Origin of the sequence: Oceanimonas smirnovii ATCC BAA-899, from assembly GCF_000381965.1 — a bacterium.
Taxonomy (GTDB): domain Bacteria; phylum Pseudomonadota; class Gammaproteobacteria; order Enterobacterales; family Aeromonadaceae; genus Oceanimonas; species Oceanimonas smirnovii.
This window is the reverse complement of sequence record NZ_KB908472.1, coordinates 20,269-45,589: the sequence shown is the minus strand read 5'-3', so window position 1 is coordinate 45,589 and position 25,321 is coordinate 20,269. Positions and strand designations below refer to the sequence as shown.

At 54.4% G+C, this 25,321-nt stretch carries 24 protein-coding genes; 21 read left to right on the top strand and 3 right to left on the bottom strand.

Annotation, left to right across the window (positions count from 1 at the left end; all coding sequences use genetic code 11):
• The first annotated feature begins 16 nt into the window (after positions 1 to 16).
• The 3 genes from trmD (at position 17) to G364_RS0115535 (ending at position 2,452) form a co-directional block, all read left to right on the top strand.
• Positions 17 to 763 (top strand): tRNA (guanosine(37)-N1)-methyltransferase TrmD, encoded by a 747-nt coding sequence (trmD, locus tag G364_RS0115545; protein WP_026344954.1) that lies wholly within the window; start codon positions 17 to 19, stop codon positions 761 to 763.
• Positions 764 to 795: 32 nt separating this feature from the next.
• Positions 796 to 1,149 carry a 50S ribosomal protein L19 gene (gene rplS, locus G364_RS0115540; RefSeq protein WP_019936062.1) on the top strand — a complete coding sequence of 118 codons (354 nt, stop codon included), beginning with the start codon at positions 796 to 798 and terminating at the stop codon, positions 1,147 to 1,149.
• A 136-nt stretch (positions 1,150 to 1,285) separates the two neighbouring features.
• Positions 1,286 to 2,452, top strand: a complete 1,167-nt coding sequence (locus tag G364_RS0115535) for an MFS transporter (protein ID WP_019936061.1) — start codon at positions 1,286 to 1,288, stop codon at positions 2,450 to 2,452.
• A 309-nt stretch (positions 2,453 to 2,761) separates the two neighbouring features.
• Here G364_RS0115535 and mutH read toward each other — a convergent pair whose 3' ends face one another.
• Entirely contained in the window at positions 2,762 to 3,439 is a 678-nt protein-coding gene (mutH, locus tag G364_RS0115530; protein WP_083928726.1) for a DNA mismatch repair endonuclease MutH, read from the bottom strand.
• A 613-nt stretch (positions 3,440 to 4,052) separates the two neighbouring features.
• On the opposite strand from mutH, the gene rppH reads away from it, so the two are divergent.
• The 7 genes from rppH (at position 4,053) to G364_RS0115495 (ending at position 11,464) form a co-directional block, all read left to right on the top strand.
• Complete coding sequence (gene rppH / locus G364_RS0115525) at positions 4,053 to 4,610, top strand: RNA pyrophosphohydrolase (RefSeq protein ID WP_026344952.1); 558 nt, start codon at positions 4,053 to 4,055, stop codon at positions 4,608 to 4,610.
• A 15-nt stretch (positions 4,611 to 4,625) separates the two neighbouring features.
• Positions 4,626 to 6,884, top strand: a complete 2,259-nt coding sequence (gene ptsP, locus G364_RS0115520) for a phosphoenolpyruvate--protein phosphotransferase (protein ID WP_019936058.1) — start codon at positions 4,626 to 4,628, stop codon at positions 6,882 to 6,884.
• Between the two features lie 239 nt (positions 6,885 to 7,123).
• Positions 7,124 to 7,942, top strand: coding sequence for a prolipoprotein diacylglyceryl transferase (lgt, locus tag G364_RS0115515; protein ID WP_019936057.1), 819 nt, complete (start codon positions 7,124 to 7,126; stop codon positions 7,940 to 7,942).
• A complete protein-coding gene (gene thyA, locus G364_RS0115510) occupies positions 7,939 to 8,733 on the top strand; it encodes a thymidylate synthase (RefSeq protein ID WP_019936056.1) in 795 nt (264 codons plus the stop codon). Before lgt ends, thyA begins: the two co-directional genes overlap by 4 nt.
• A gap of 176 nt (positions 8,734 to 8,909) precedes the next feature.
• Positions 8,910 to 10,109, top strand: a complete 1,200-nt coding sequence (gene nhaA, locus G364_RS0115505; protein ID WP_019936055.1) for a Na+/H+ antiporter NhaA — start codon at positions 8,910 to 8,912, stop codon at positions 10,107 to 10,109.
• Positions 10,110 to 10,197: 88 nt separating this feature from the next.
• Entirely contained in the window at positions 10,198 to 11,142 is a 945-nt protein-coding gene (gene nhaR, locus G364_RS0115500) for a transcriptional activator NhaR (RefSeq protein ID WP_026344950.1), read from the top strand.
• Between the two features lie 28 nt (positions 11,143 to 11,170).
• Positions 11,171 to 11,464 (top strand): ArsR/SmtB family transcription factor, encoded by a 294-nt coding sequence (locus G364_RS0115495; protein WP_019936053.1) that lies wholly within the window; start codon positions 11,171 to 11,173, stop codon positions 11,462 to 11,464.
• A 64-nt stretch (positions 11,465 to 11,528) separates the two neighbouring features.
• Here the strand turns inward: G364_RS0115495 and rpsT are convergent, their stop codons facing one another.
• Positions 11,529 to 11,789 carry a 30S ribosomal protein S20 gene (gene rpsT, locus G364_RS0115490; RefSeq protein WP_014291441.1) on the bottom strand — a complete coding sequence of 87 codons (261 nt, stop codon included), beginning with the start codon at positions 11,787 to 11,789 and terminating at the stop codon, positions 11,529 to 11,531.
• A gap of 196 nt (positions 11,790 to 11,985) precedes the next feature.
• Between rpsT and murJ the strand changes: the two genes are divergently transcribed.
• The 6 genes from murJ (at position 11,986) to ispH (ending at position 19,293) form a co-directional block, all read left to right on the top strand.
• On the top strand, positions 11,986 to 13,548 hold the full coding sequence (gene murJ, locus G364_RS0115485; RefSeq protein WP_051089288.1) for a murein biosynthesis integral membrane protein MurJ: 1,563 nt from the start codon (positions 11,986 to 11,988) through the stop codon (positions 13,546 to 13,548).
• A 92-nt stretch (positions 13,549 to 13,640) separates the two neighbouring features.
• Entirely contained in the window at positions 13,641 to 14,588 is a 948-nt protein-coding gene (gene ribF / locus G364_RS0115480; RefSeq protein WP_019936051.1) for a bifunctional riboflavin kinase/FAD synthetase, read from the top strand.
• Positions 14,589 to 14,593: 5 nt separating this feature from the next.
• Positions 14,594 to 17,419, top strand: coding sequence for an isoleucine--tRNA ligase (gene ileS, locus G364_RS0115475; protein WP_019936050.1), 2,826 nt, complete (start codon positions 14,594 to 14,596; stop codon positions 17,417 to 17,419).
• Complete coding sequence (lspA, locus tag G364_RS0115470; protein ID WP_019936049.1) at positions 17,419 to 17,910, top strand: signal peptidase II; 492 nt, start codon at positions 17,419 to 17,421, stop codon at positions 17,908 to 17,910. Before ileS ends, lspA begins: the two co-directional genes overlap by 1 nt.
• Positions 17,903 to 18,349 (top strand): FKBP-type peptidyl-prolyl cis-trans isomerase, encoded by a 447-nt coding sequence (gene fkpB, locus G364_RS0115465; protein WP_019936048.1) that lies wholly within the window; start codon positions 17,903 to 17,905, stop codon positions 18,347 to 18,349. The genes lspA and fkpB overlap by 8 nt, the downstream gene beginning before the upstream one ends.
• Before the next feature lie 2 nt (positions 18,350 to 18,351).
• Positions 18,352 to 19,293 (top strand): 4-hydroxy-3-methylbut-2-enyl diphosphate reductase, encoded by a 942-nt coding sequence (gene ispH / locus G364_RS0115460; RefSeq protein WP_019936047.1) that lies wholly within the window; start codon positions 18,352 to 18,354, stop codon positions 19,291 to 19,293.
• A 28-nt stretch (positions 19,294 to 19,321) separates the two neighbouring features.
• Here the strand turns inward: ispH and G364_RS0115455 are convergent, their stop codons facing one another.
• Positions 19,322 to 19,705 (bottom strand): type IV pilin protein, encoded by a 384-nt coding sequence (locus G364_RS0115455; protein WP_019936046.1) that lies wholly within the window; start codon positions 19,703 to 19,705, stop codon positions 19,322 to 19,324.
• Positions 19,706 to 19,786: 81 nt separating this feature from the next.
• Here G364_RS0115455 and G364_RS0115450 point away from each other — a divergent pair, with 81 nt between their 5' ends.
• The 5 genes from G364_RS0115450 to G364_RS0115430 all read left to right on the top strand — a co-directional run bounded on the left by G364_RS0115450 (position 19,787) and on the right by G364_RS0115430 (position 25,320).
• The gene (locus tag G364_RS0115450; RefSeq protein ID WP_019936045.1) at positions 19,787 to 20,284 is read left to right on the top strand and encodes a GspH/FimT family pseudopilin; all 498 of its coding nucleotides are present in this window, start codon (positions 19,787 to 19,789) and stop codon (positions 20,282 to 20,284) included.
• Positions 20,272 to 20,925 carry a PilW family protein gene (locus G364_RS0115445; protein ID WP_019936044.1) on the top strand — a complete coding sequence of 218 codons (654 nt, stop codon included), beginning with the start codon at positions 20,272 to 20,274 and terminating at the stop codon, positions 20,923 to 20,925. The genes G364_RS0115450 and G364_RS0115445 overlap by 13 nt, the downstream gene beginning before the upstream one ends.
• Positions 20,912 to 22,036: a pilus assembly PilX N-terminal domain-containing protein gene (locus G364_RS0115440; protein WP_019936043.1), complete on the top strand. Its 1,125-nt coding sequence runs from the start codon at positions 20,912 to 20,914 to the stop codon at positions 22,034 to 22,036. Before G364_RS0115445 ends, G364_RS0115440 begins: the two co-directional genes overlap by 14 nt.
• Positions 22,037 to 22,047: 11 nt before the next feature.
• On the top strand, positions 22,048 to 23,625 hold the full coding sequence (locus G364_RS0115435) for a type IV pilus modification PilV family protein (protein WP_019936042.1): 1,578 nt from the start codon (positions 22,048 to 22,050) through the stop codon (positions 23,623 to 23,625).
• A 75-nt stretch (positions 23,626 to 23,700) separates the two neighbouring features.
• Positions 23,701 to 25,320: an NAD+ synthase gene (locus G364_RS0115430; RefSeq protein WP_026344949.1), complete on the top strand. Its 1,620-nt coding sequence runs from the start codon at positions 23,701 to 23,703 to the stop codon at positions 25,318 to 25,320.
• The last annotated feature ends 1 nt before the right edge of the window (position 25,321 follow it).

The following is a 25,321-nucleotide window of genomic DNA, read 5'->3' as shown; positions in this document are numbered from 1 at the left end:
CTGCGCGGAGAGAGTCATGTGGATAGGGGTTGTCAGCCTCTTCCCGGAGATGTTCCGGGCAGTCAGTGACTACGGGGTGACCGGTAGGGCCGTGAAAGACGGTCTGCTGACATTTGAAAGCTGGAATCCGCGGGATTTCACCCGGGACAAACACCGCACTGTCGATGACAGACCCTACGGGGGCGGACCGGGCATGCTGATGATGGTGCAACCATTGCGCGACGCCATAGCGGCGGCGCGGGCAGCAGCGGGCGAGGGGGCAAAGGTGATTTACCTGTCACCCCAGGGCCGCAAGCTGGATCAGCAGGGCGTATGCGAACTGGCGCAACAGGATAAACTGATCCTGGTGGCCGGACGCTATGAAGGTGTGGACGAGCGCGTTATCGAAGCCGATATCGATGAAGAATGGTCGGTGGGTGATTACGTACTCAGTGGCGGCGAATTGCCGGCCATGGTGCTGATTGATGCGGTGGCCCGAATGGTGCCCGGCGTATTGGGCGACATGGCCAGTGCGGAACAGGACTCCTTCAGTGAAGGGTTACTGGATCATCCTCACTACACGCGTCCCGAGCAGCTGGAAGGAATGGCCGTTCCTGACGTCTTGCTCAGTGGCAACCACGCAGACATAGCACGCTGGAGAATGCAGCAGGCACTGGGCCGAACCTGGTTGAGAAGGCCGGAACTGCTAAATAACCTAGCTCTGACTGACGAGCAGGAACAGCTTCTTGCCCAATTTGTCCGCCAACAGCAGGACAAACAGTAGAGTTTTCAGTTTACCCTAGGTAAGGAAATATCATGAGCAACATCATCAAGCAGCTTGAAGAAGAACAACTGCGCAGCGACATCCCCGCTTTTGTACCGGGTGACACCGTGCGCGTACAGGTACGTGTAGTTGAAGGCGGTAAAGAACGTCTTCAGGCTTACGAAGGCGTTGTTATCGCCAAGCGTAACCGTGGTCTGCACTCTTCTTTCACCGTGCGCAAAATCTCCAGCGGTGAAGGCGTTGAGCGTACCTTCCAGACTCACAGCCCGCTGATCGGCAGCGTGGAAGTGAAGCGTCGTGGCGCCGTGCGTCGTGCCAAGCTTTACTACCTGCGCGACCGCTCCGGCAAGTCCGCTCGTATCAAAGAGCGTCTCGCCACCAAATAAGCCGAACCGGCTGTCGAAAAAGGCCCGCATAAGCGGGCCTTTTGTGTTTCTGGCTCCTGGTCTTTGCCCTCCTTTTGGTTTCAGTCAAGACGGAGTATGATGCTTTACTTGTTTCTAATGTAACCAAGGATGTGTGATGCCGTTTACCGTATGGGGCCTGGCGGTGGCCCAGGCGCTGCTGATGTCGGGCAATATTTTGCTGGTGTCGGTGTCGGCGCTGATTGGCCAGCAGCTGGCGGACGCCCCATGGCAAATTACTCTGCCGGTAGCCTGTCAGTTTGCCGGTCTGATTGTGGCCACCATGCCGGCGGCGCATCTGATGCAGCGGCTGGGCCGAAAAGCTGGCTTTATGCTGGGTAATCTGTTTGGCCTGCTGGGGGCCTGGGTGGCATTACAAGGGTTGATAGGCGAGAGCCTGAGTCTGTTTGCCTGCGGAACCTTTCTCACTGGTATCGCCATTGGTGTGGGTCAGCAGTACCGCTTTGCCGCGCTGGAAGCCTGCGATCCCGGCCAGCATGCCAGAGCCATCAGCCTGGTGATGGCCGGCGGTATACTGGCGGCGGTGATTGGCCCCAATCTGGCTATCTGGTCTCAGGACTGGCACGCCGCCAGCCCCTATGCCGGTGCCTTTTATGGTCTGCTTGGGCTTTATGTAGTGGCACTGCTGCTGATCCTGCTGCTGCCGCTGCCAGCGGCAGCTCCGGTGCAGCCGGGGGAACGTATGCGCTCCTATGGTGACCTGCTTCGTCAGCCGCTGCTGTTGGCAGCGGTGGCTTCCGGCATGATCGGCTACGGCATTATGGTGTTGCTGATGACGGCTACGCCGCTGTCGATGGAGCACCACAGCCATGATTTTCCAGATACTGCCATGGTGATCCAGTGGCATGTGCTGGGCATGTTTGTACCGTCCTTTTTTACCGGTGGTCTGATTCGCCGCTTTGGCACCCGTGTTGTGATCCTCTGGGGCTGTGCCGCCCTGCTGCTGAGTGTGGCGGTGAATTTATCCGGCACCGGCTTCTGGCACTACTGGTGGGGCATGCTGCTGCTGGGGGTGGGCTGGAACTTTACCTTCATCGGGGCCACGCATCTGCTGACCTTCAGTTATCAGCCGGCAGAAAAAGCCAGAGTACAGGGCATGAACGAGTTTCTGGTGTTTACCGCTGCTGCTTTTGGCAGCCTGTTTGCCGGCCAGGGCGTGACCCTGCTGGGCTGGACCGGCCTGAACCTGTTTGCCCTGCCCTGGATCCTGCTGGTATTTGCCCTGATCTGGCGGCTTAATACTCGTGAGCCGGTGGCGGCCTGATTTTGCCTGGCCGTGCAGTCGCGTCGGCCAAAGGGCACTGTTTCCGCGGCACGCCGTGAATACCTCCCTGTAGGCTCCGTCGCGCCATTCCTGGCGCGAAGGGCCGCTGAAACAGATACCCTTTGTCCTCCTGACTCGCCACCGCGTAGCCGGATGCTCTTTCAACAGGCAATGCCGGAGTCAGCAGAAGCAGCAGCAGGGATTGCCGAAGCCGACCGTCAAATGTCATGGATGACATTTGCCGAGCGTTACATGGAAGTACTTGAAGCGTGTCGGTGTAGGTAACCCTGTTGCTGCTTCTTACACGGCTCACAGCATAAAATGCCGGGCCAGCAGAGCGGCGGTGAAACTGGTTTTCAGATAAAAACCCCGGGGGCGGGTTTGAATGTAATTGCCGTCGGGGCCAATGGCATCGGTAAGGGCACGGCCGTTGGCGGCCTTGGGCCTGAGCTGCAGGGCCTGGCCATGGCGTGCGGTAATTTCCTGCACCCGGCCCAGGCTTATCAGCTCCATGATTTCTTCCCAGTCCTGGCGCAATAACCATTCTTCTTCTTCATTCGGCGTCCATAACAGTGGCTGGCCAATCAGCCGTTCGCCGGGGGGCATATCTCGTTCACCGATCACCGGAATCCATAACACCCTGGACAGCTTGTTGCGCACATTGCTGGTTTCCCAGCTGAGGCCAGCAATATTCAGCAACGGTGCAACGCACACAAAGGTGGTTTCCAGAGGCCGGGCGGCCGCGTCAAGCGGTATGGTTTTGAGCTCCACTCCGAGTTCGGGAAAGTCCTGTTCAGGTTTGGAGCCGGCACTGGCACCCAGGCTTAACTCCAGCAGCTGGCCAATCCAGCCTTTGTCCCGGCGCAGGTTGTCCGGCACCGGCTGGTTCAGATTATGAGCCAGAGCAGCCAGCGGAAGACCGGCCAGCTCCTGAGCATGCTCCAGCAATTGTGAGACGCTTTCAGGGCGCAAGATAAGGTTGTTCAAAAATTAATCACCTTGGTTTGTACTTGTTTCTGCCTGTGGTGACAGGCAGCAGACCGATCTTATACGGGTTTTACTCAGGTATGAACATACCGTTACACAAGCTTATCCACAGAAAAACTGGATAAGTGATATTCTGCTTCTTTCCGGACGTCATTTTGCTGCTGAGGCCAACAAAATGTGATGAGAGCGCTGCATGATCCGGCGGATCATTCACTAGTTTTGTGGATAACCCCAAAGTGGTTATTTATTGACCTGCGTTAGTTATCAACATGATTGATCCTGCAGGATCGCCTGATCAAAGATCCAGCCTGATCCATATGAGTGATGTTAAGATATTGTTTTTTATATTATTTTTTTATTGTTTATGAAGTTGATCACAAAAGGCAACGCTTACAGCTCATCTGATTAAACTCGGCTATACCGTTTTTATCACAGTATTATTCACAGGTTCTGGGGGAAACCATTCGGCAAGTCAGGTTTTTTTGTTTATAACTGTTGACAAATTCAAGAGTTATTCAAGTCATGTCGTTATATGAATATGCAGGCTCGATTTGCCGGAAATGGGGGAATATGGAACAATCATTCCATGTTAGCTTTTTAGTCTGGTGATTGCGTGATAGATGGCGACGGATTTCGTCCCAATGTAGGCATAGTGATCTGCAATCGCAAAGGCCAGGTATTGTGGGCCAGACGCTATGGCCAGCATTCCTGGCAGTTTCCCCAGGGGGGAGTAGATGACGGTGAAAGCCCTGAACAGGCCATGTATCGGGAGCTGTACGAAGAGATAGGGCTTAAGCCCGAGCACGTTACCCTGTTGGCGGTGACGCGTCACTGGCTCAAGTACAAGCTGCCAAAACGCCTGGTTCGGTGGGACAGTAACCCTGTCTGCATTGGGCAGAAGCAGAAATGGTTTTTGCTGCGATTGGACCCGGAACAGGAACCACATATTGAGTTTGGTTGCCACGGGCATCCTGAGTTTGATGACTGGCGCTGGGTAAGCTATTGGTATCCGGTACGTCAGGTGGTGTCTTTTAAACGGGAAGTTTACCGGCGGGTGCTGCGGGAATTTGCGCCTATTGTCATGGCTGAGCAAAGCCGTAACCACCATGATCAGGGTCGTTACCGGTCGGAACAGGGACGCCAGCGGGACAGGCGCAGACGACACAGATAATCAAAAGGAGCGGCAGTGTTAAAGGAACTGAGGGAAATTGTCCAGCGGGTCACCGCCAGCTCCGATTTGAACGAAGCCATGGCGGAGCTGGCCCAGCAGACCCGTCAGGCTATGCTGGCCGACTGCTGCTCTATTTATCTGCGCCGGGAACAGGACGCCTTCTATTTGCTGGCAGCCACTGACGGTCTGGCACCCCAGGCCGTGGGTCGTGCCCGTATTCCTCTCGGGGAAGGTATAGTGGGCCTGGTGGGTGAAAAAGAAGAGCTGATCAACCTGGCAGATGCCCGCCTTCATCCTCGCTTCAAATACCTGCCTGAAGCCCGCGAAGACAAATTCCGCTCCTTTCTGGGTGCCCCCATTATTCATCAGCGTAAAACCCTGGGTGTGCTGGTGGTTCAGCAAAAACAGGTACGCCTGTTTGAAGAAGGAGAAGAGTCCTTTCTGGTGACGCTGGCGGCTCAGCTGGCTACCGTGATTGCCCATGCCGAAGCCAAGGGTAACCTTAAGTCACGCAACTGGCGGGGGATGCTTAAAGGGCTGGCCGGATCGCCCGGGGTGGCCATCGGCAAGGCCTGGGTCTGGCGGCCCAGAGTTGAGTTGCACAAGGTACAGCTGCGCCGGGCGGATGATTTGCCGATGCAGCACCAGCGTCTCGATAAGGTACTGCAGCAGGTAGAAGAAGAGCTGGACAGCATGGCACTGCGCTTTCAGGAGTCTTCGTCTGCCGAGTCCATCGCCGTTTTTGAGGTGTATCAGTATATTCTCAAGGATCCGGTATTTATTGGCCTGATTCGGGATGAAATAGAGCAAGGCTGGACTGCCGGCAGCGCGGTCAAACGCGTATGCGAACAGCAAATTGCCCAGTTTGGTGACATGGCAGACCTGTATCTGCGTGAGCGTGCCGCCGATATTCGGGATTTGGGCCAGCGGCTGCTGACCCGGCTGATCCACGAAGATGAAGGCCCCCTCAGCCTGAGCGAGCCCATGGTGCTGGTAGCGGATGAGATCAGTGCCACCCTGATCGCTGAAATACCCCGTAATAAGCTCAAGGCCATAGTGTCAGCAAAGGGGTCCATTAACTCACATGCCGCTATTCTGGCCCGGGCTATGGGGATACCGGCAGTGATGGGTATTGATCATTCCTTTGAGCTGCTGGAAGAGCGGTTGATGGTAGTGGATGGTTACACTGGTGAATTGCTGGTGGAACCACCGGTATCGGTATTGAAAGAATACCGCCGCATGATTGCCGAAGAAGCCCAGATGGATGAACTTTTTGCCACTGTGCGGTCCGAAGCATCCATTACGCGGGATGAGGTAAAAATCTCTCTCTTGCTGAATGCCGGCCTTAGTGCTGACGCTGATATCGCCATGAACGATACTGCTGACGGTGTCGGTCTGTTCCGTACCGAAATTCCTTTTATGATGCGCGACCGGTTTCCGTCTGAGCTGGAGCAGGTGCACAGTTATCGCCGGGTGCTCACCAGTTATGTGGGCAAACCGGTGTGCATGCGTACTCTGGACGTGGGCGGAGACAAGCAGCTGCCGTACTTTCCCATTGTGGAAGAAAATCCGTTTCTGGGTTGGCGGGGTATTCGCCTGACCCTGGATCATCCCGAGATCTTTCTGGTGCAGCTGAAGGCCATGCTCAGAGCCAGCATAGGGCTGGATAACTTATCCATTATGCTGCCCATGGTGGCCAGCCTGGAGGAAGTTCGCGTTGCCCGCCGGTTGCTGGACAGAGCCTGGCGTGAAGTCTCGATAGAAACCGCTGATGAACAAGGCATTATTCGTTATCCCAGTCTGGGGGTCATGATAGAGGTGCCTTCGCTGTTGTATCAGCTCACCGAGCTGGCCCCGCTGGTAGACTTCTGGTCGGTGGGCACCAATGATCTGACACAATATTTACTGGCGGTGGATCGTAACAATGGCCGGGTTGCGGATATTTATGACTCGCTGCACCCGGCGGTGCTCAGAGCGCTGCAGCAGATCATTGACACTGCCCGCAAGCATGCCCGGCCGGTGTCCATTTGTGGTGAGCTGGCCGGGGATCCGATTGGCGTACTGGTGCTGATGGCCATGGGCTACCGCCGCTTCAGCATGAACAACAGCAATATCATGCGCATTAAATACATAGTGCGGCAGTCGCGCATTGATGAGCTGCAGAAACTGCTGCAGGAAGCACTCAGCCACCGCCATACCGGAGCCTTCAAGGGCATCTTCGGCCGCTACCTGGAAGAGCGCGGCCTCGGCGGTCTGCTGCGCTCGGGGTTGTAGCGGTTCGCAGAGCGAAGCAGCAGCGCGGTTGCGCTGCGCCGACACGCTACAAGTACCTCCATGTAACGCTCGAAAATGCCATCCATGGCATTTAATGGTCGGCTCCGGCAATCCCCGCTTCTGCTTCGTCAGCCCCTGATGGTGAAGCAGTGCTTTTGGCATGACGAAATGCACAGGTCCACAGACACTCATCACGGTTTGCCTTACAATACCCGCTTTCCATTTTTCGGGGTAAGCGCATGTCTGATTCTCATTGGGTGTTTCCCGGTTTCGATCCCATTGCCATAGAGCTGGGGCCGTTGGCGGTGCACTGGTATGGCCTTATGTACCTGCTGGGGTTTGTATTTGCCTGGTGGCTGGGCAACCGGCGGGCGGCACAACCGGGCTCGGAATGGACCAAAGATCAGGTATCCGATGTGCTTTTCTACGGCTTTCTCGGTGTGATAGTGGGGGGCCGCCTGGGTTATGTGCTCTTCTATCAGTTCGACACCTTTCTGGCCGATCCGGTTTATCTTATAAAAATCTGGTCCGGTGGCATGTCATTTCATGGCGGCCTGGTGGGCGTGCTTACTGCGTTCTGGCTGTTTGGCCGCAAGCACAATAAAACCTTCTTTGCCGTGGCCGACTTTATCGCGCCACTCATTCCTTTTGGCCTGGGAGCCGGACGGCTGGGCAACTTCATTAATGGCGAACTCTGGGGAAGAGTGACCGATGTGCCCTGGGGCATTATTTTTCCGGCAGCGGGCATGCTGCCGCGACATCCGTCCCAGCTGTATCAGTTTGCCCTGGAAGGGGTGGTGCTGCTGATTATTCTGAATCTGGCCTGGCGTGCCCGTCCGCCCCGGGGCGTGATTTCCGGGCTGTTTTTGCTGTGCTACGGCTCGTTCCGCTTTTTGGTAGAGTTTGTACGCCAGCCCGATGCTCAGCTGGGATTGTATCTCGACTTTTTCAGTATGGGTCAGTTGTTGTCGTTGCCAATGATGATTGGCGGCGCCTTGATGTTATGGGCGGCCTGTCGTCGTCCCCACTGGTTTGGTAACGGAGCAAAAACCGCATGAAAGCCTATCTCGAGCTGATGCAGCATATTCTGGATCATGGTGAGCACAAAGAAGACAGAACCGGCACCGGTACCCTGTCGGTATTTGGCCATCAGATGCGTTTTAATCTGGCCGAGGGTTTTCCGCTGGTCACCACCAAAAAATGCCATCTCAGATCCATTATTCATGAGCTGCTGTGGTTTCTGAACGGTGATACCAACACCGCTTACCTTAAGGAAAACGGTGTCAGCATCTGGGATGAATGGGCTGATGAAAACGGCAGTCTGGGGCCGGTCTATGGCAAACAATGGCGCAGCTGGGAAACCGCCGACGGCCGGGTTATTGACCAGATCAGCCAGGCTCTGGAAACCATTAAAACCAATCCGGACAGCCGCCGCATTATCGTTTCTGCCTGGAACGTGGGTGAGCTGGATAAAATGGCGCTGTCGCCCTGTCATGCACTGTTCCAGTTCTATGTGGCCAATGGCAAATTATCCTGCCAGCTGTATCAGCGCAGCTGTGATGTGTTTCTGGGGCTGCCGTTCAATATTGCCAGCTATGCGCTGCTGACCATGATGATGGCCCAGCAGGCAGATCTTGAGCCGGGTGATTTTGTATGGAGCGGCGGTGACGTGCACCTTTACAGCAATCACCTGGAGCAAGCCCGGCTGCAGCTGAGCCGTGAGCCCAGAGCATTGCCCGTTATGCGACTGGCACGCCGCCCGGATTCACTGTTTGATTATGTATATGAGGATTTTATTCTGGAAGACTACCAGCCTCACCCACATATCAAAGCACCGGTTGCCATTTGACAGATATTTGTTTGTAAATAAAGCTATACTTTAGTTTAACATTTCATTTTCATCGGAATTTACAAAACGTTTTGCACTTTGTTTCGGTATTCCCGAGGTATTAATCAGAAACAACCGATTATAACCTCTGTAACAAGCTGATTACACTCGGGCGATTCTTTGAGAAGGAGCTCGTTATGTCTCATGTGCTTAAACGCTTTCTGGCCATGGAGTCGGCCGGAGGTATTCTGTTAATTATTGCGGCCCTGATCGCCATGCTGATGGCCAATACCGGCTTGTCTGGTATGTATCAGGGCTTTCTTAATATGCCCATTCAGCTGCGCATCAGTGATCTCAACCTCGATAAACCCCTGCTGCTGTGGGTGAACGACGGCATGATGGCGGTATTCTTTCTGCTGGTCGGCCTTGAAGTGAAGCGGGAAATGGTGGAAGGCGCGCTGTCCACTCGTGAAAAAGCCATGTTCCCGGCTCTGGCGGCCATTGGCGGCATGGTGTTTCCGGCACTGTGGTTTATGTTGTTCAATCTGGGCGAGCCTGCCAACCAGAGCGGCTGGGCCATTCCGGCGGCCACTGACATTGCTTTTGCTCTTGGGGTGATGGCGCTGCTGGGCAAGCGGGTGCCGCTGACTCTGAAGATCTTTTTGCTGGCGCTGGCGATCATCGATGATCTGGGTGCCATCATTATTATTGCTCTGTTCTACAACCACGGCGTCGACTTTACCGCCATGGCGGTCGGTCTGCTGGGTATTATCGGTCTGGTCTGGCTTAACCGGGCCCGGGTCAGTAATCTGGTGCCCTATTTGCTGCTGGGCTGGATCCTGTGGGTAGCCGTGCTCAAGTCGGGCGTGCATGCCACCCTGGCCGGCGTGATCCTTGGGTTTCTTATTCCGCTTTATGGCCAGCGGTTCTCGCCGTCCAAACAGCTGGAGCACTTTCTTCATCCCTGGTGTGCCTTTGTGATCTTGCCGTTGTTTGCTTTTGTTAATGCGGGCGTATCACTGGAAGGTTTGTCGCTTGCCGATCTGACGTCGGCGTTACCGCTGGGCGTGATGGCTGGCCTGCTGCTGGGTAAACCCATGGGTATCTTTTTGGTCAGCTGGCTGTCGGTGCGGCTGGGTTATGCCCAGTTACCGGCGGGCGTGTGTTTTAAACAGATTTTTGCGGTGTCGGTGCTGTGTGGCATTGGCTTTACCATGTCTATCTTTATTTCTTCGCTGGCCTTTGCGGATCAGGTTCAGCTGGCCAATCTGTCGCGCCTGGGTATTCTGATGGGCTCGACACTGGCGGCGATCAGCGGATATGTGATGCTGAGGCGGGTGCTGCCAAAAAAGGAGCCGCTGAAGCGTAAGGTTCCGGCACACACACAACTGGTGTAACCATCACCTTTACCGATGATGAACCGGCCGGGTATAAAAACCCGGCCGGTTTCTTTATGATGGGGCATTGCATGGCGGAGACGACATATTGTCACACCTGAATTACAACCATCTTTACTATTTCTGGATGACACAGAAAAAAGGCTCGGTGACCAAGGCCGCGGAAGCCCTGTTTCTGACGCCTCAAACCGTAACCGGACAGATCCGTCAGCTGGAAGAACGGCTGGGAGGCAAGCTGTTCAAGCGAAAAGGCCGGCAACTGGAAGCCAGCGAGTTGGGACAACTGGTGTTTCAGTATGCAGATCGCATGTTCAGCCTGTCTTATGAAATGCTGGATATTGTGAATTACCGCAAAGAAGATCACCTGGTGTTTGAGGTGGGTATTGCTGATGCCCTGTCCAAGCGACTGGCCAGCCGGGTGCTGCTGTCGGTGATCCCCAATGACGGCTCCATTCACCTGCGTTGTTATGAGTCCACTCACGAAATGCTGCTGGAGCAGCTGAGTGAGCATAAGCTCGACATGATACTGTCCGACTGTCCGGTTGATTCAGCTCAGCATGCGGGCCTGCTGTCGAAAAAGCTGGGAGAGTGTGATATCGGCTTTTATTGCCGGGAGCCGCTGCCGGTGAAACCCTTCCCGGCTTGCCTGGAAGAGCGCAAGCTGCTTATTCCGGGCCGGCGCACCGCCATGGGCCGTCAGCTGCGCCACTGGCTGGAAGTACAGGGGCTTAAGCCACAGATCCTGGGCGAATTTGATGACGCCGCCCTGATGAAAGCCTTTGGTTTTTTCAATCAGGGCATCTTTGTGGCCCCGGCCATTTACCGGGATGCCATTTTGCAGTATCAGCCAGTGATTGAGATAGGCAGAGCTACCGAGCTGAAAGAAGAATATTATGTCATTTTTGCCGAGCGAATGATTCAGCACCCTGCAGTTAAACGGTTGTGCGAGAGTGACTTCAGCTCACTATTTTCCGGTAAAGACGATTTTTCGGCGGTAACGCCGCCCGCTACTTTTGATGATGAATTCAGTTGAGAGCTCAAACGTGAATGCGACCCAAGAAATGAATATCAAGGACATGGAAGCCAACGCGGCTCAGGCGGTCAAGCTGCTTAAGGCGCTGGCCAACGAGCGCAGGCTGTTCATTTTGTGTCACTTACTCGACAAGGAGCTGTCGGTAGGAGAGATGAACCAGTTTCTGGGGTTAAGCCAGTCGGCGCTGTCTCAGCATCTGGCTATTTTGCGTAATGACGATCTGGTGAGCACCCGTAAGGAAGCGCAAACCGTGTATTACTCGCTGAAAAGCGAGGAAGTGCGGGAAATGATTGCCCTGCTGCACCGGCTCTATTGCCGGTAGGCCTGATTAACAGGCAATAAAAAACCGGCATAAAGCCGGTTTTTTCGATGCCAGAATAAAACGCTTACAGCGCTTTGATCTGGGCATTCAGACGGCTCTTGTGACGAGCAGCCTTGTTCTTGTGGATCAGACCTTTGGTGGCCATGCGGTCCAGCAGAGGCTGAGCTGCGTCAAACGCTTTCTGGGCGTTGGCCTTGTCACCGGTAGCAATGGCGGCAATAACTTTTTTCACGTAGGTGCGAACCATGGAACGACGGCTGGCGTTGTGCTTGCGACGCTTCTCAGCCTGAATAGCGCGTTTCTTAGCAGACTTGATGTTAGCCAAGGTAAAACTCCTGAATCTGTCTTAGCGAGTGCTCATAAAAGGCCGAGGAATATGCCTTTTTCACCGCAGTTTGTCAATTGATTTGTGCAAATAAACACCGCCCTGTGGTGTGGCACAGGGCAGGGGGTTAAACTATCCGCCGAATTCTAGCAGTATTCACCTGCGTTCAGCAATTTCTTACCGCGAGGTTTTCATTTTGAGCAAGGCGCTGTTGCGGTCAGGCATGATTGTTTCTGCCATGACGTTGGTTTCTCGCGTGCTGGGGCTGGCCCGGGATGTGGTGATTGCTAACCTGATGGGAGCGGGAGCTTCTGCCGATGTGTTCTTTTTTGCCAACCGTATTCCTAATTTTTTGCGCCGGTTGTTTGCCGAGGGGGCTTTTAATCAGGCTTTTGTGCCGGTCATGACCGAGTACAAGCAGACCAGAAGCTTTAAAGACACTCAGGATCTGCTGGCGGCGGTATCGGGTACCCTGGGGCTGATTGTCACTCTGGTGACCCTGGCGGGCATGTTGGGCTCAGGGGTGGTGACCGCCCTGTTTGGGGCCGGCTGGTTTGTGGAATGGCTGAACGATGGCCCTGAGGCGCATAAGTTTGAGCTGGCGTCCCTGCTGCTCAAGATCACCTTCCCCTACCTGTGGTTTATCAGTTTTACTGCCATGGCCGGAGCTATTCTCAACACCTTCGGCAGGTTTGCAGTGTCGTCCTTTACCCCTGTATTTCTGAATGTCTGCATTATCGCTGCGGCGTTGTGGCTGTCGCCAAGGCTGGCACAGCCGGAAATCGGCCTGGCGGTGGGGGTGTTTGCCGGCGGTCTGGTGCAGTTTTTGTTTCAGTTTCCGTTTCTGGCCAGGCTTAAATTGCTGGTGCGTCCGCGCTGGGCATGGCATCACCCCGGCGTGGTGAAGATTCGAACCCTGATGATACCGGCGCTGTTCGGTGTGTCGGTGAGTCAGGTGAACCTGCTGTTCGACACCATGCTGGCCTCGTTTCTGGCGACCGGCTCCATCAGTTACCTGTATTATTCAGACCGGCTGCTGGAGTTTCCTCTGGGGCTGTTCGGTATTGCCATTGCCACCGTGATTCTGCCGGCCCTGTCCAGCCGCCATGTGGATGAGGCCAGAGACAGTTTTGCCGCCACCATGGACTGGGGTGTGCGCATGATACTGCTGATGGGCTTTCCTGCCATGGTGGGGCTGATTGTACTGAGTGAGCCCATGCTCAGGGTGCTGTTCATGCGCGGCGAGTTTGGCATGGCAGAAGTGGCGGCAGCGGGCAAGAGCCTGGTGGCTTATGGCCTGGGGTTGCAGGCCTTTATGCTGATCAAGGTACTGGCACCAGGCTACTATGCCCGCCAGGATACCAAAACTCCGGTGCGCTTCGGCATTATTGCCATGGTGGCCAATATGGTATTTAACGCCGTACTGATTTTTCCCCTGGGCTATGTGGGGCTGGCGCTGGCTACTGCCATGTCGGGCGTGCTGAATGCCGGCTTGCTGGGCTGGGGGCTGTATCAGCGTGGTGTATACAGCCCGGGTAAAACCACGCTGATGTTTTTACTTCGAGTGATTGTGGCCAGCGCTGGTATGGCGGGACTGCTGATATATCTGTCTCCGTCGCTGGCAGTATGGGCTGACTGGAGTCTGTGGCACAGTGGGCTGTACTTGCTGGGCTATATTGCGGCGGGCGCACTGTGTTACGGTGTGCTGCTGCTGCTGTTTGGAGTGCGCCCCCGGCACTTTCGCAGTATCAGCTTGTGAGGAATGAGGGCAGGCTCCGCTTAACAAGGGCTGATCCTGATCGCCGGCTGAGTTATAATCCGCCGATTTGCAGGGGCCGAGCAGCAGGACTTATGGAGCTAATTCGCGGCATTCACAATATTAAACCCTGGCATCGGGGATGCGTGCTGTCCATCGGTAACTTTGATGGCGTTCACCTGGGGCACCAGGCCGTGTTGCGTGGGCTAGTGATGCAGGCGCGGCGTTTGAAGGTGCCTGCCTGCGTGATGGTGTTTGAGCCGCAGCCGCAGGAGTTGTTTGCCGGACGCAATGCTCCGCCCCGATTAACCAGACTGAGAGAAAAATATGCCCGGCTGGCCGAACTGGGCATAGATCGCCTGCTGTGTGTGCGCTTTACGCCAGCCTTTGCGGCACAGAGTCCCGATGATTTTATTCGTGGTCTGCTGGTTGACAAGCTGGGCATACGCTTCCTGGTAGTGGGTGATGATTTTCGTTTTGGCCGCAACCGGGGCGGGGACTTTACCCTGCTCACCCAGGCCGGACGTGCCTTTGATTTTGATGTGGTCAGCACACAAAGCTGGCGCATGGAAAATCGACGGGTCAGCAGCACCCTGATCCGCAAGGCGCTGGCAGAAGATCGGCTGCAGGACGCTGAACGTATGCTGGGCCAGCCCTTTAGTTTGTGTGGCCGGGTGGCTCATGGTGCCAAGCTGGGCCGTACTATCGGTTTTCCTACCGCTAATGTAGCGCTCAAGCGCCGGGTGATTCCGGTGTCGGGCGTGTATGCAGTGCGTCTGAGTGTGGACGGCCGGGAATATGCCGGTGTGGCTAATATCGGCCATAAACCCACAGTCAACGGCACCAAAGCCCTGTTGGAAGTGCACCTGTTTGATTTTGAGGGCGATCTCTATGGCAGACAGGTGAGCGTGGCTTTGTGTCACAAGCTGAGAAATGAACAAAAATTCGCTTCCTTTGCGCTGTTGAAGGAGCAGATTCAACGCGATGCCGTCAATGCCCGGGCCTGGTTCGGCCTGACGGTATCAGAACCGAACGGAATGTAGGATCAATGAGCGACTATAAACACACCCTGAATTTGCCCGAAACAGAGTTTCCCATGCGCGGCAACCTGGCCAAACGCGAGCCGGAGATGCTGCAGCGCTGGTTTGATGAAGATCTCTATGGTGCCGTGCGTCGTGCCAAGGCCGGCAAGAAGCCCTTTATTCTTCATGATGGCCCTCCCTACGCCAACGGCAACATTCATATTGGTCACTCGGTCAACAAGATCCTGAAAGACATTATCGTCAAGTCCAAGGGCCTGCTGGGTTACGACTCGCCCTACATTCCCGGCTGGGACTGCCACGGCCTGCCCATTGAGCTGAAAGTGGAAGGCAAGGTCGGCAAGCCCGGTGTCAAAGTGTCTGCCGCCGAGTTCCGCGAAGCCTGCCGTGCCTACGCCAAAGAACAAGTGGAAGGGCAGAAGGCTGACTTTATCCGTCTGGGGGTACTCGGTGACTGGGACAATCCTTACCTGACCATGAACTTTGATACCGAGGCCAACATCATTCGAGCCCTCGGCAAAATTATCGACAAAGGTCATCTGCACAAGGGCTCCAAGCCGGTGCACTGGTGTACCGACTGTGGCTCGGCGCTGGCCGAGGCCGAAGTCGAGTACGAAGACAAGCGTTCACCAGCTATTGATGTCCGCTTCAGGGCCGCTGACGAGGCTGCTGTGGTTGCCAGTTTTGACTGTGCCGAAGGACATGCCGGTCATGGTCCCGTTTCTGTGGTGATCTGGACCACCACGCCCTGGACTCTGCCCGCCAACCGGGCGGTGGCGCTGCATGCCGAGCTGAGCTATGCCCTGGTGCAGGTGGAAGGTGATCAGCCCGAGCGGCTGATTCTGGCGGCAGATCTGGTCAAGGACGTGATGGACAGAGCCGGCATCACTCACTATCACAATCTGGGTTACTGTCAGGGTGCCGGGCTTGAGCTGAAGCGTTTTCAGCATCCCTTCTACGACTTTGATGTACCTGCCATTTTGGGCGACCACGTCACCACCGACTCCGGTACCGGTGCCGTACATACGGCTCCTGGCCATGGTCAGGAAGACTTCGCGGTAGGTCAGCACTACGGTCTGGAAGTGGCTAACCCGGTGGGCGGCAACGGTGTTTATCTGCCCGATACTGAGCTGTTTGCCGGCCAGCATGTCTTCAAGGCCAACGACGCTGTAGTTGAGGTGCTCAAGGAGCGTGGCGCGCTGCTGCACCATGAAGCTTATATGCACTCCTATCCGCATTGCTGGCGGCACAAGACGCCCATTATTTTCCGCGCTACTCCTCAGTGGTTTATCAGTATGGATCAGGCCGGTCTGCGCGGTCAGGCACTGAGTGAAATTGAAAAAGTGCAGTGGGTACCCGAGTGGGGCCAAAGCCGTATTCAGTCCATGGTGGAAAACCGTCCTGACTGGTGTATTTCCCGTCAGCGTACCTGGGGTGTGCCCATTGCCCTGTTTGTGCATAAAGACACTCAGGAGCTGCATCCCCGCGCCACTGAGCTGATGGAGGAAGTAGCCAAGCGGGTGGAGAAAGCCGGCATTCAGGCCTGGTGGGATCTGGACCCCGCCGAGCTGCTGGGTGAGGAAGCCGACCAGTACGACAAGGTGCTCGACACCCTGGATGTATGGTTCGACTCCGGCTCTACTCACTCTTCCGTTGTGGACGTACGTTCCGAGTTTCAGGGGCATCCTGCCGACATGTATCTGGAAGGCTCGGATCAGCACCGTGGCTGGTTTATGTCATCACTGATGATCTCCACTGCCATGAAGGGCCATGCGCCTTACCGTCAGGTCTTGACTCACGGCTTTACCGTGGACGGCCAGGGCCGCAAAATGTCCAAGTCCATCGGCAACGTGGTCAGCCCCCAGGAAGTAATGAACAAGCTGGGTGCCGACATTCTGCGCCTGTGGGTGGCCAGCACCGATTACTCCGGTGAGATGACGGTATCCGATGAAATTCTCAAGCGCAGCGCCGATGCCTACCGCCGTATTCGTAATACTGCCCGCTTCCTGCTGGCCAACCTGAACGGCTTCAATCCGGAAACCGACATGGTGGCACCGGAAGACATGGTGGTGATTGACCGCTGGGCGGTGGGACGTGCTCAGGCCATTCAGCAGGAGATCACTCAGGCCTATGACGAGTACAACTTCCATCTGGTGACGCAAAAACTGATGCAGTTCTGCTCTATCGAGATGGGCTCTTTCTATCTGGACGTAATCAAGGATCGCCAGTATACCGCCAAGGCTGACAGCCAGGCGCGCCGTTCCTGCCAGACCGCCCTGTACCACATTGTGGAGGCCCTGGTCCGCTGGATGGCACCTGTCATGAGTTTTACCGCCGACGAGATCTGGGCCCTGCTGCCCGGCAAGCGTGAGCGCTTTGTGTTTACCGAAGAGTTCTATGACGGTCTGTTTGGTCTGGCAGAAGGTGAACAGATGAATGATGCCTACTGGGCTGAGCTGCTCAAAGTGCGTCAGGCGGTGAACAAGGCGCTGGAAAGTGCCCGCAGCAACAAGGTGATTGGTGGAGCCCTGGAGGCCGATATCACTCTCTATGCCGATGAATCCCTGGCCGCCAAGCTGGCGCAACTGGGCGATGAGCTGCGCTTTGTGATGCTGACTTCAAACGTCACTATTGCCGCACTTGGCGAGGCAGCCGATGCGACCGATACCGAGCTGGCCGGCCTCAAAGTGAGTGTGGCCAGGAGTGAAGCCGACAAGTGCGGTCGTTGCTGGCATCATGTGGATGATGTAGGTACCCATGAAGGTCATGACGGCATCTGTGGCCGTTGCGTATCGAACGTGGCCGGAGACGGCGAAGTCCGCCGGTTTGCCTGATGCGTGCGCTCACTGATACTGGCCTGCGCTGGTGGTGGCTGGCCATTGTGACCATAGTGCTGGATCAGATAACCAAATGGCTGACCGTCAACTATCTGGATTATGGCTACCCGGGGGTGGAGATCGCCCCCTTCTTCAATCTGGTACATGTTTATAATCCGGGAGCGGCGTTCAGCTTTCTCGCTGATCAGGGCGGCTGGCAACGCTGGTTTTTCGCCGGGCTTGCCTTTGCTGTGACAGTGCTGCTCAGTATCTGGATGTACAAGGCACCGCGTACCGCCCGCTGGATGCCGGTGGCTTATGCGCTGATTATTGGCGGTGCCATCGGCAACGTGATTGATCGCTTACTGCTTGGGCATGTGGTTGATTTTCTTGATTTTTATGTGGGTAACTGGCACTGGCCGGCATTTAACCTGGCCGACAGCTTCATTTTTATTGGTGCCGCCATGATCATCATCGACAGTTTTAAAAAGGAAGCCCCCAATGAGTAATGTAATTGGTCCCAACAGCGAAGTGCTGTTTCACTTTACCATCAAGCTGGAGGATGGCTCTGTGGCTGACAGCACTCAGCTGCAGGGCAAGCCGGCCAAACTGCAGATGGGCGATGGCAGCCTGACCGACAACTTTGAAGCCTGCCTGCTGGGCCTTGAAACCGGCGCGAAAAAAGTATTTGAGTTAACGCCCAACGACGCCTTTGGTGAAGTGAACCCAAATAATATTCATTACATGGAGCGCAGCCGTTTTAGTGCTGATCTGGAGCTGGAAGAAGGCGCTATTCTGTCGTTTACTCAGCCCAATGGCGCTGAAATTCCCGGTATTATTCGCGGCGTGGCCGGCGACTCGGTCACCGTAGACTTTAATCACCCTCTGGCCGGTCATAATGTCACCTTTGAGGTGGAGATCCTGGCCGTAGACGAAAACGGAGCCTGATCATGGAAATCCTGCTCGCCAACCCCCGAGGCTTCTGTGCCGGCGTGGACAGGGCCATCAGTATAGTGCAGAGCGCCCTGGAAAAATTTGGTGCGCCCATTTATGTGCGTCACGAAGTGGTGCATAACCGCTATGTGGTGAACAAGCTTAAAGATGCGGGTGCCGTGTTTGTGGACGAGCTGGATCAGGTGCCAGACGGCAATATTGTGATTTTCTCTGCCCATGGTGTGTCCAAGGCGGTGAGGGAAGAGGCCAAACGGCGTGGACTCAAGGTGTTTGACGCTACCTGTCCGCTGGTAACCAAGGTGCATATGGAAGTGCACAGAGCCAGCCGCAGAGGTATTGAGACTATTCTGATTGGCCATGCGGGCCATCCGGAAGTGGAAGGCACAATGGGTCAGTATGAAAGTACTGAAGGCGGCATGTATCTGGTGGAAAATCCGGACGATGTGGCCAGCCTTGAGGTCAAGCATCCCGATAATCTGACCTTTGTCACTCAAACCACCCTGAGTGTGGATGAAACCTCCGATGTGATAGACGCACTGCGGGCGCGCTTTCCCACAATTGAGGGGCCGCGCAAGGATGATATCTGCTACGCCACTCAGAACCGGCAGGATGCGGTGCGCGAGCTGGCTGCCAAGGTTGATCTGATGCTGGTGGTAGGATCGCGCAACTCATCCAACTCCAACCGGCTGCGGGAGCTGGCAGAAAAGATGGGTACCCGGGCCCATCTGATCGACTGTGTTGAGATGATAGCGCCGGCCTGGCTGGATGGTGCCGAGCGCATTGGTGTGACTGCCGGTGCCTCGGCCCCGGAAGTGCTGGTGCAGGAAGTGGTTTCTCACCTGCAGTCGCTGGGCGGAAAAACCGTCACCGAGCACCCCGGGCGGGAAGAAAATATTGTGTTTGAAGTGCCCGCCGAGCTCAAAATCAAACAGGTGTAACCGAACCGCCCTCAGGGGCGGTTTTTTATTACCAGCAGGCAGCCGGCGTTTTGTCGCCGCTGCGTGCCAGGGTCAGTGTTGAGCAGCTGGTGCCGCCTTCCTTGTCATTCTGCTGGCTTTTCCTGGCGGTGGCGGTGAGGGTATAGCTGTTGTCTGCAACAGTTGCACTGAAGTCATAGTGATTGGTACTGGCCGGGCTTTTCAGGTCCGCGACCGAGCTTGTATAACCGGGGTTGGATATACGCCAGTCTTCCTGGGCCAGCTGCATGCTATAAAGTGTTTGAATGGCCTCTGTTCGCCTGGCTTTTTGCATATAGCCCGAGTAGGCCGGATAGGCCACAGCAGTGATAATGGCCAGAATGGCCACCGTGATTAACAACTCCACCAGCGTAAACCCCAAATACCTTTGCATGAAGGCTTCCTTGTTTAAAGTCTGACCCTGTCTCAAGCTTACTTCAGTTTAGACATTGCCTGAGATTAGGAGGCCGAGGCGGTGAACAACGAAAAGCAACGTGGCCTGACCCTGATTGAATTGTTGGTGGGCCTGGTGGTGATGACAGTGCTGACCAGCCTGGCAGTGCCCGGCTTTCAGAGTCTGCGCGAGCAATACACGGTGCGCAGCGCCGGCATGGCGGTGTATGCCGACCTGCAACTGGCCCGCAGCGAGGCGATTAAGCGCAATCGGGAAGTGACGGTGTGTTTTACCGGGTTGGGTAGCACTGAATGGAGTTATCAGCTTCGAGAGTCCGGTGATTGTTCCGGAGCCATGATTGAGCAAGTAAGCAGCCAGGATTTTACGGGTATAAAGCTTGAAATGACCGGCATCGGAGGAGACAGGCTTTCCTTTCAGCCACGTCGGCATCAGCTTGTTACCAAGAAAATTCTGCTCTCTTACGAACAGCATAAAATGCAGGTTTCTACCTGGAATAACGGCATTATCCGCACCTGCTCGGATCATAATCTGTCCGGAGTACCTGCATGTACCAATTAAAGCAGGAAGGCATGACGCTCATAGAAATGCTGGTTTCCATGATCGCTGGTCTGCTGGTGGTGGCAGGGGCCCTGTCTTTGTTTTCTTCGATCATGGTAGCCGGGAATACCAACCTGATGCTTTCCCGGCTGAACCAGGATGTGCAGGCAGTGACGGATCTGATGGCCAGGGATATTCAGCGCTCCGGATATCACGTTGATGCTGCTGATAATATGAGTGCAGGCATGCCAGCTTCATCATCAGCGCCAGCCAGATACCTCTTTTCACCTGCCAACGACTTATATAACTCAGACGCCTCGGCACCGCCTGATTGTATACGGGTGAAATATTGGGATGAAAGGAGAACATCAAATGAAGCAGTGGGGATTATTTATAGTCACGATAAAAAAGAAAAAATAATCAAGGTAAAAGAGGTGGGTCCACTGGATAGCACTGAATTAAATTCTCTGTGTTATTCCGGCAGCAAAATCATGGCCGAGCAGGAAATCTCGATCGATGATTTACGCTTTGAGCTGGTATCTGGCAGCAGTGCTACCGGTATGCGCAGCATACGACTTACTCTGAGTGCATCCCATATTAGCCGGCCGGCATTGTCGGTGACTTTGCAGCGGGAGGTAAAGTTAAGAAATGATGGCTACTAACTCTCAAAAAGGCTTTGCTACTCTCACCATCACGCTGGTACTGGTGTCTATGCTGGTGGCTGTTTCTGTATTTGTGGGTAAGGTACTGATTTCCGACAAGCGCATTACGCTGAATGAAATTGAATACCGCATCGCTCAGGCAGCAGCGGAAAAAGGCATTGCCGAGGCCATGGCAAGGCTTAAGGTAGATCCTCTGGCTACCAGCCTTTCAGGAACGTTAAGCTCCTCGGCGGCGACGGCCAGCTATACGGTCACCATGGAGCAAGGAGTGCCCATTCCCGATGTCTGGCAATTGAAGTCGGTGGCGATATTGCCCAATGGAAGTGAAGCCACCGTGAGTGTACAGGTGGCAGAAAGAGCCCTTCTCGATGAAGAAAATCTAAAGCGTGCAGCTCCTTTTATGCTGTCGGGTAACCTGCCCACGAATGGCAATATCACAATCGTTGCGAATCCTAACGGAGGCGGGCCAGGTGTTCCTGTATCTGTCTGGTCAAAAGAGGCTACAACCTTGAGTGGAAATGCCAAAACTTGCAGTCTGCAGGCATATCAGGATGGTTGTAATAGCGACACTGCATACAGCACAAAAAATAAAAAATGGTTAGATATTGTTGATAATGACACGAATAACTTTCCGGATAATTTGGTTGAATATATTTTTAATGTTCCTGATAACGCTGCTGGTTGGGCATATCTTGAGTCAAGTGCAACGGCAGTTTTAAACACTTGCAGTAAAGTGGCTATTAAAGATGGTGGTTTTTACATTATCCAAGGCGTTTCAGACTGTTCGGTTAGTGCGAACTTAGGTGCTACGTCTCCTGTTGTTATTGTACTGAAAGACAGTGATTTAACTATTAGTGGTAATTATAGTGTCTATGGTGTTGTATTTGCCTATGACTCTCATGCTGGAGTTGGTTCAAAATTTAGCGTTAAAGTGAATGGTGATGCTAGGTTATATGGCATTTTAATTTCAAATTATGAAGATATCGAGCTGCCTACAGGGAGTTATGATGCAATCTATGATCAGGATGTTATTGTAAGATTGACGGATGCTGATGCTGGCAGTCCTTTTGTAAATTTGAATGTTATTTCCGGCAGCTGGAAGGACTGGTAACAGGAGGCATCATGCAACGGCAAGACGGATTTGGGTTGATTGAAGTGATGCTTGCCTTTGTGATTGTGGCAGCCACCGCCAGCACTTTGCTGCAACTGAATAAAACCTATCTGGAATACAGCAGGGACGGTCGTAGCCGGGAAGTGGCTATGCGCCTGGCGGAATCCAAACTGGACGAGCTGCGTCGTTTTCAGAATCGGATCGGCTTTATTGCAATCACTAACGGCACTGATAGTGTCAACCTGAATAATATTGAGTATGAACGTACCTGGGCCGTGACTGATTATGCCTGGAACAATGCCTGGGTTACGCCATCGCCGAGTGAGCAAGAGACAATAAAAAAGCAGGTTACCGTTATCATTAACTGGAACGACGGTGGTGAAGCGCTGAGTTTTGCTCTGGAATCGGAAATTTCATCAAATATCTCAGCCATTAGCGGCCCCTTTGGTACTGCCCTCGGAATGGACAGTGCAGGCAAGAGCAGGGCCGAAGTTGAGCATACTCCTGGTGCGTTGCCTGATGTCGTCCCTATCGATTTGGGAGGGGGCTTGAAGCAGGAAACCAGCAAGCCGTTGATCACGGTCGCCAAGAATGACTCCACTAGTGTCAGAGTGAGTGAAAAAACCACTATCTATGATGCATCAAATAATAAGGTGCAGGAACAAGATTTGGAAACGGTGTCCTGCAATTGTAAGCTGAGTGGTACCGCTTCACCTCAACAGCCAGCACAGCGAACTTTGCTTGGTAACTTTTCATACTGGAAAAAAGGTGAGGAATCCCCTTCACAGATAAATACAGGTGTTCCTAAAAATAAAGATCAGGATGATTTTTGTGACCTGTGCTGTAAGAATCATTTTGATGTCCCAAATGGTGACTTCAGTCACTGGTACGATGCCATCAAGGCTAAAAATAATGCTCATACACATACGTCAACCTATAAAGAAGCCTGTCGTCTGGTGCGACTTGATGGCTATTTTTTCGTGGCCAGTGACTGGAATCTGGTCACCTTTGACATCTTTCCAAAAGATTTTTTTATTAATAATAAAGCCAAGTATCAGGAGTATTTTAAGAAGGTAGTAATTGAGTATGTTCGAGCTCAGATAAAGGATGGGGCGAATTATAATGTGGCTGGTTATACGCTACCTGTTGATCTTGGTAGCTTCTATAAATACCTGGGAGAAGATAATGAAATCAGTGTGGTGCCATCAACCAACACTGAGCTGGAGGCAAAAGGTATCTACGTGGATATTATCTCTCCCGAGTATCGTGAGTCTTTGTTATCCCGGATGGAAGATGGTGAGGATACCTCGCTTGACAAATTGCTGGCGAGTGATTTCTTTCAGTTTCTTCCTTGGGAGCCACCAAAGGATTTAAGTGATAGGGTGGCTTGGCATGTTGATAGTGAGGATGTTGCCAGCATTAATACAGGAGGAGAGTTGCAAGCTGGTGGCGAAGGAGAGACAACAGTCACAGCCAGTATCCTCCGCAGCAACAGTGGCCTTACCACTAACACCCCCATATCCCCTTTTGAGGAAGACAATGACTGGATCACAGCCGAGCTGACTGTCGAGGTGACAGCGGCTCCTTGAGTACTGAGAAACCTGACAATCCGGCCGTCTTTCATTACTATGGCAGCTATTGCTTTTTTACCTGACAGACAGATCATGCCCTCACATCTTACACTGGCGCTGGCCCAGCTTAATCCGACCGTCGGTGCCATTGAACACAACACGCAACTAATGCTGACCGCCGCCGCCAATGCCGCTGAGCAGGGCGCGGATCTGGTGCTGTTTCCCGAGCTGGCGGTGACCGGCTACCCGCCCGAAGATTTGCTGTATCGCGACGATCTGCATCGGCGGGTTGCCAGCGCCCTGAACGAACTGGCCGCCGCCAGCCAGAACATCGCCCTGGTGGTGGGTCATCCCTGGCGCGAAGAGGGCAAGTTGTATAACGCTGCTTCTTTCTATTATCAGGGCAAACTACAAGGCCGTTATTTCAAGCAGTTGCTGCCCAACTATGGTGTGTTTGATGAGCTGCGTTATTTCACTGCCGGTAGCGAATCCTGCGTGATTGAGTTCAAGGATCACAAACTGGGCCTGCTGATCTGTGAAGATGTATGGGAGCCGGCCCCCATGGCGGCAGCAAAAGCCGCCGGCGCCGGGCTGGTGCTCAGCCTGAATGCCTCGCCCTATCACAAGGGCAAGGCCTGGATCCGCAAAGAGCTGCTGGCCCAGCGCAGCCGTGATAACCAGCTGCCACTGGTGTATCTCAATCAGGTGGGCGGCCAGGACGAGCTGGTGTTTGACGGCCGCTCCAAGGTATTCAACGCCGAAGGCGAACTCACCCAGAGCCTGCCGGCCTTTGCCGACGCACTGACGTTGATGAAGTTTGAGCAGGGCGCGTCCGTGCCGGGTGATATTCAGCCAGCCCTTGATCCCCTGGCTGAAATTTATCAGGCGCTGGTGCTGGCCACCCGGGATTACGTGAATAAAAATGGCTTTAACGGTGCCGTGCTGGGCCTGTCCGGCGGTATCGACTCGGCCCTGACCCTGGCCATTGCCGCCGATGCGCTGGGCAAGGACAAAGTACAGGCGGTGATGATGCCGTTTCGTTATACCGCCTCCATCAGCGTGGAAGATGCCAGAGAGGAAGCAGAGCGCCTTGGCGTGGAGTTCGATATCGTCTCCATCGAGCCCATGTTCGACGCCTTTATGGGCCAGCTGGCACCCCTGTTTGAGGGCACAGAGCGCGACACCACGGAAGAAAACCTGCAGGCCCGTGCTCGCGGTGTGCTGTTGATGGCCATTTCCAACAAGCGCCGCCGGCTGGTGCTGACCACCGGCAACAAGAGTGAAGTGGCGGTGGGTTACTGCACCCTCTACGGCGACATGGTGGGCGGTTTTGCCCCCATCAAGGACGTGCCCAAAACCCTGGTGTTTGAACTGTGCCGCTACCGTAATACGCTTGGCTATGTGATCCCCCAGCGGGTGATTGACCGGCCGCCGTCGGCTGAGCTGGCACCGGATCAGCTCGACCAGGACAGCCTGCCGCCCTATGATGTGCTGGACGCCATTCTTGAAGGCTATGTGGAGCAGGACAAATCCCTGGACGACTTGCTTGCCGCCGGCTTTGATGAGGCCGATGTGCGCCGGGTGATCAAGCTGGTGGATATTAATGAATACAAGCGCCGGCAGAGCGCAGTGGGGCCGCGCATTACCGCCCGCAACTTTGGTAAGGACAGGCGTTACCCCATTACTTCGGGATTTGGCAAAACAAACTGGTAAG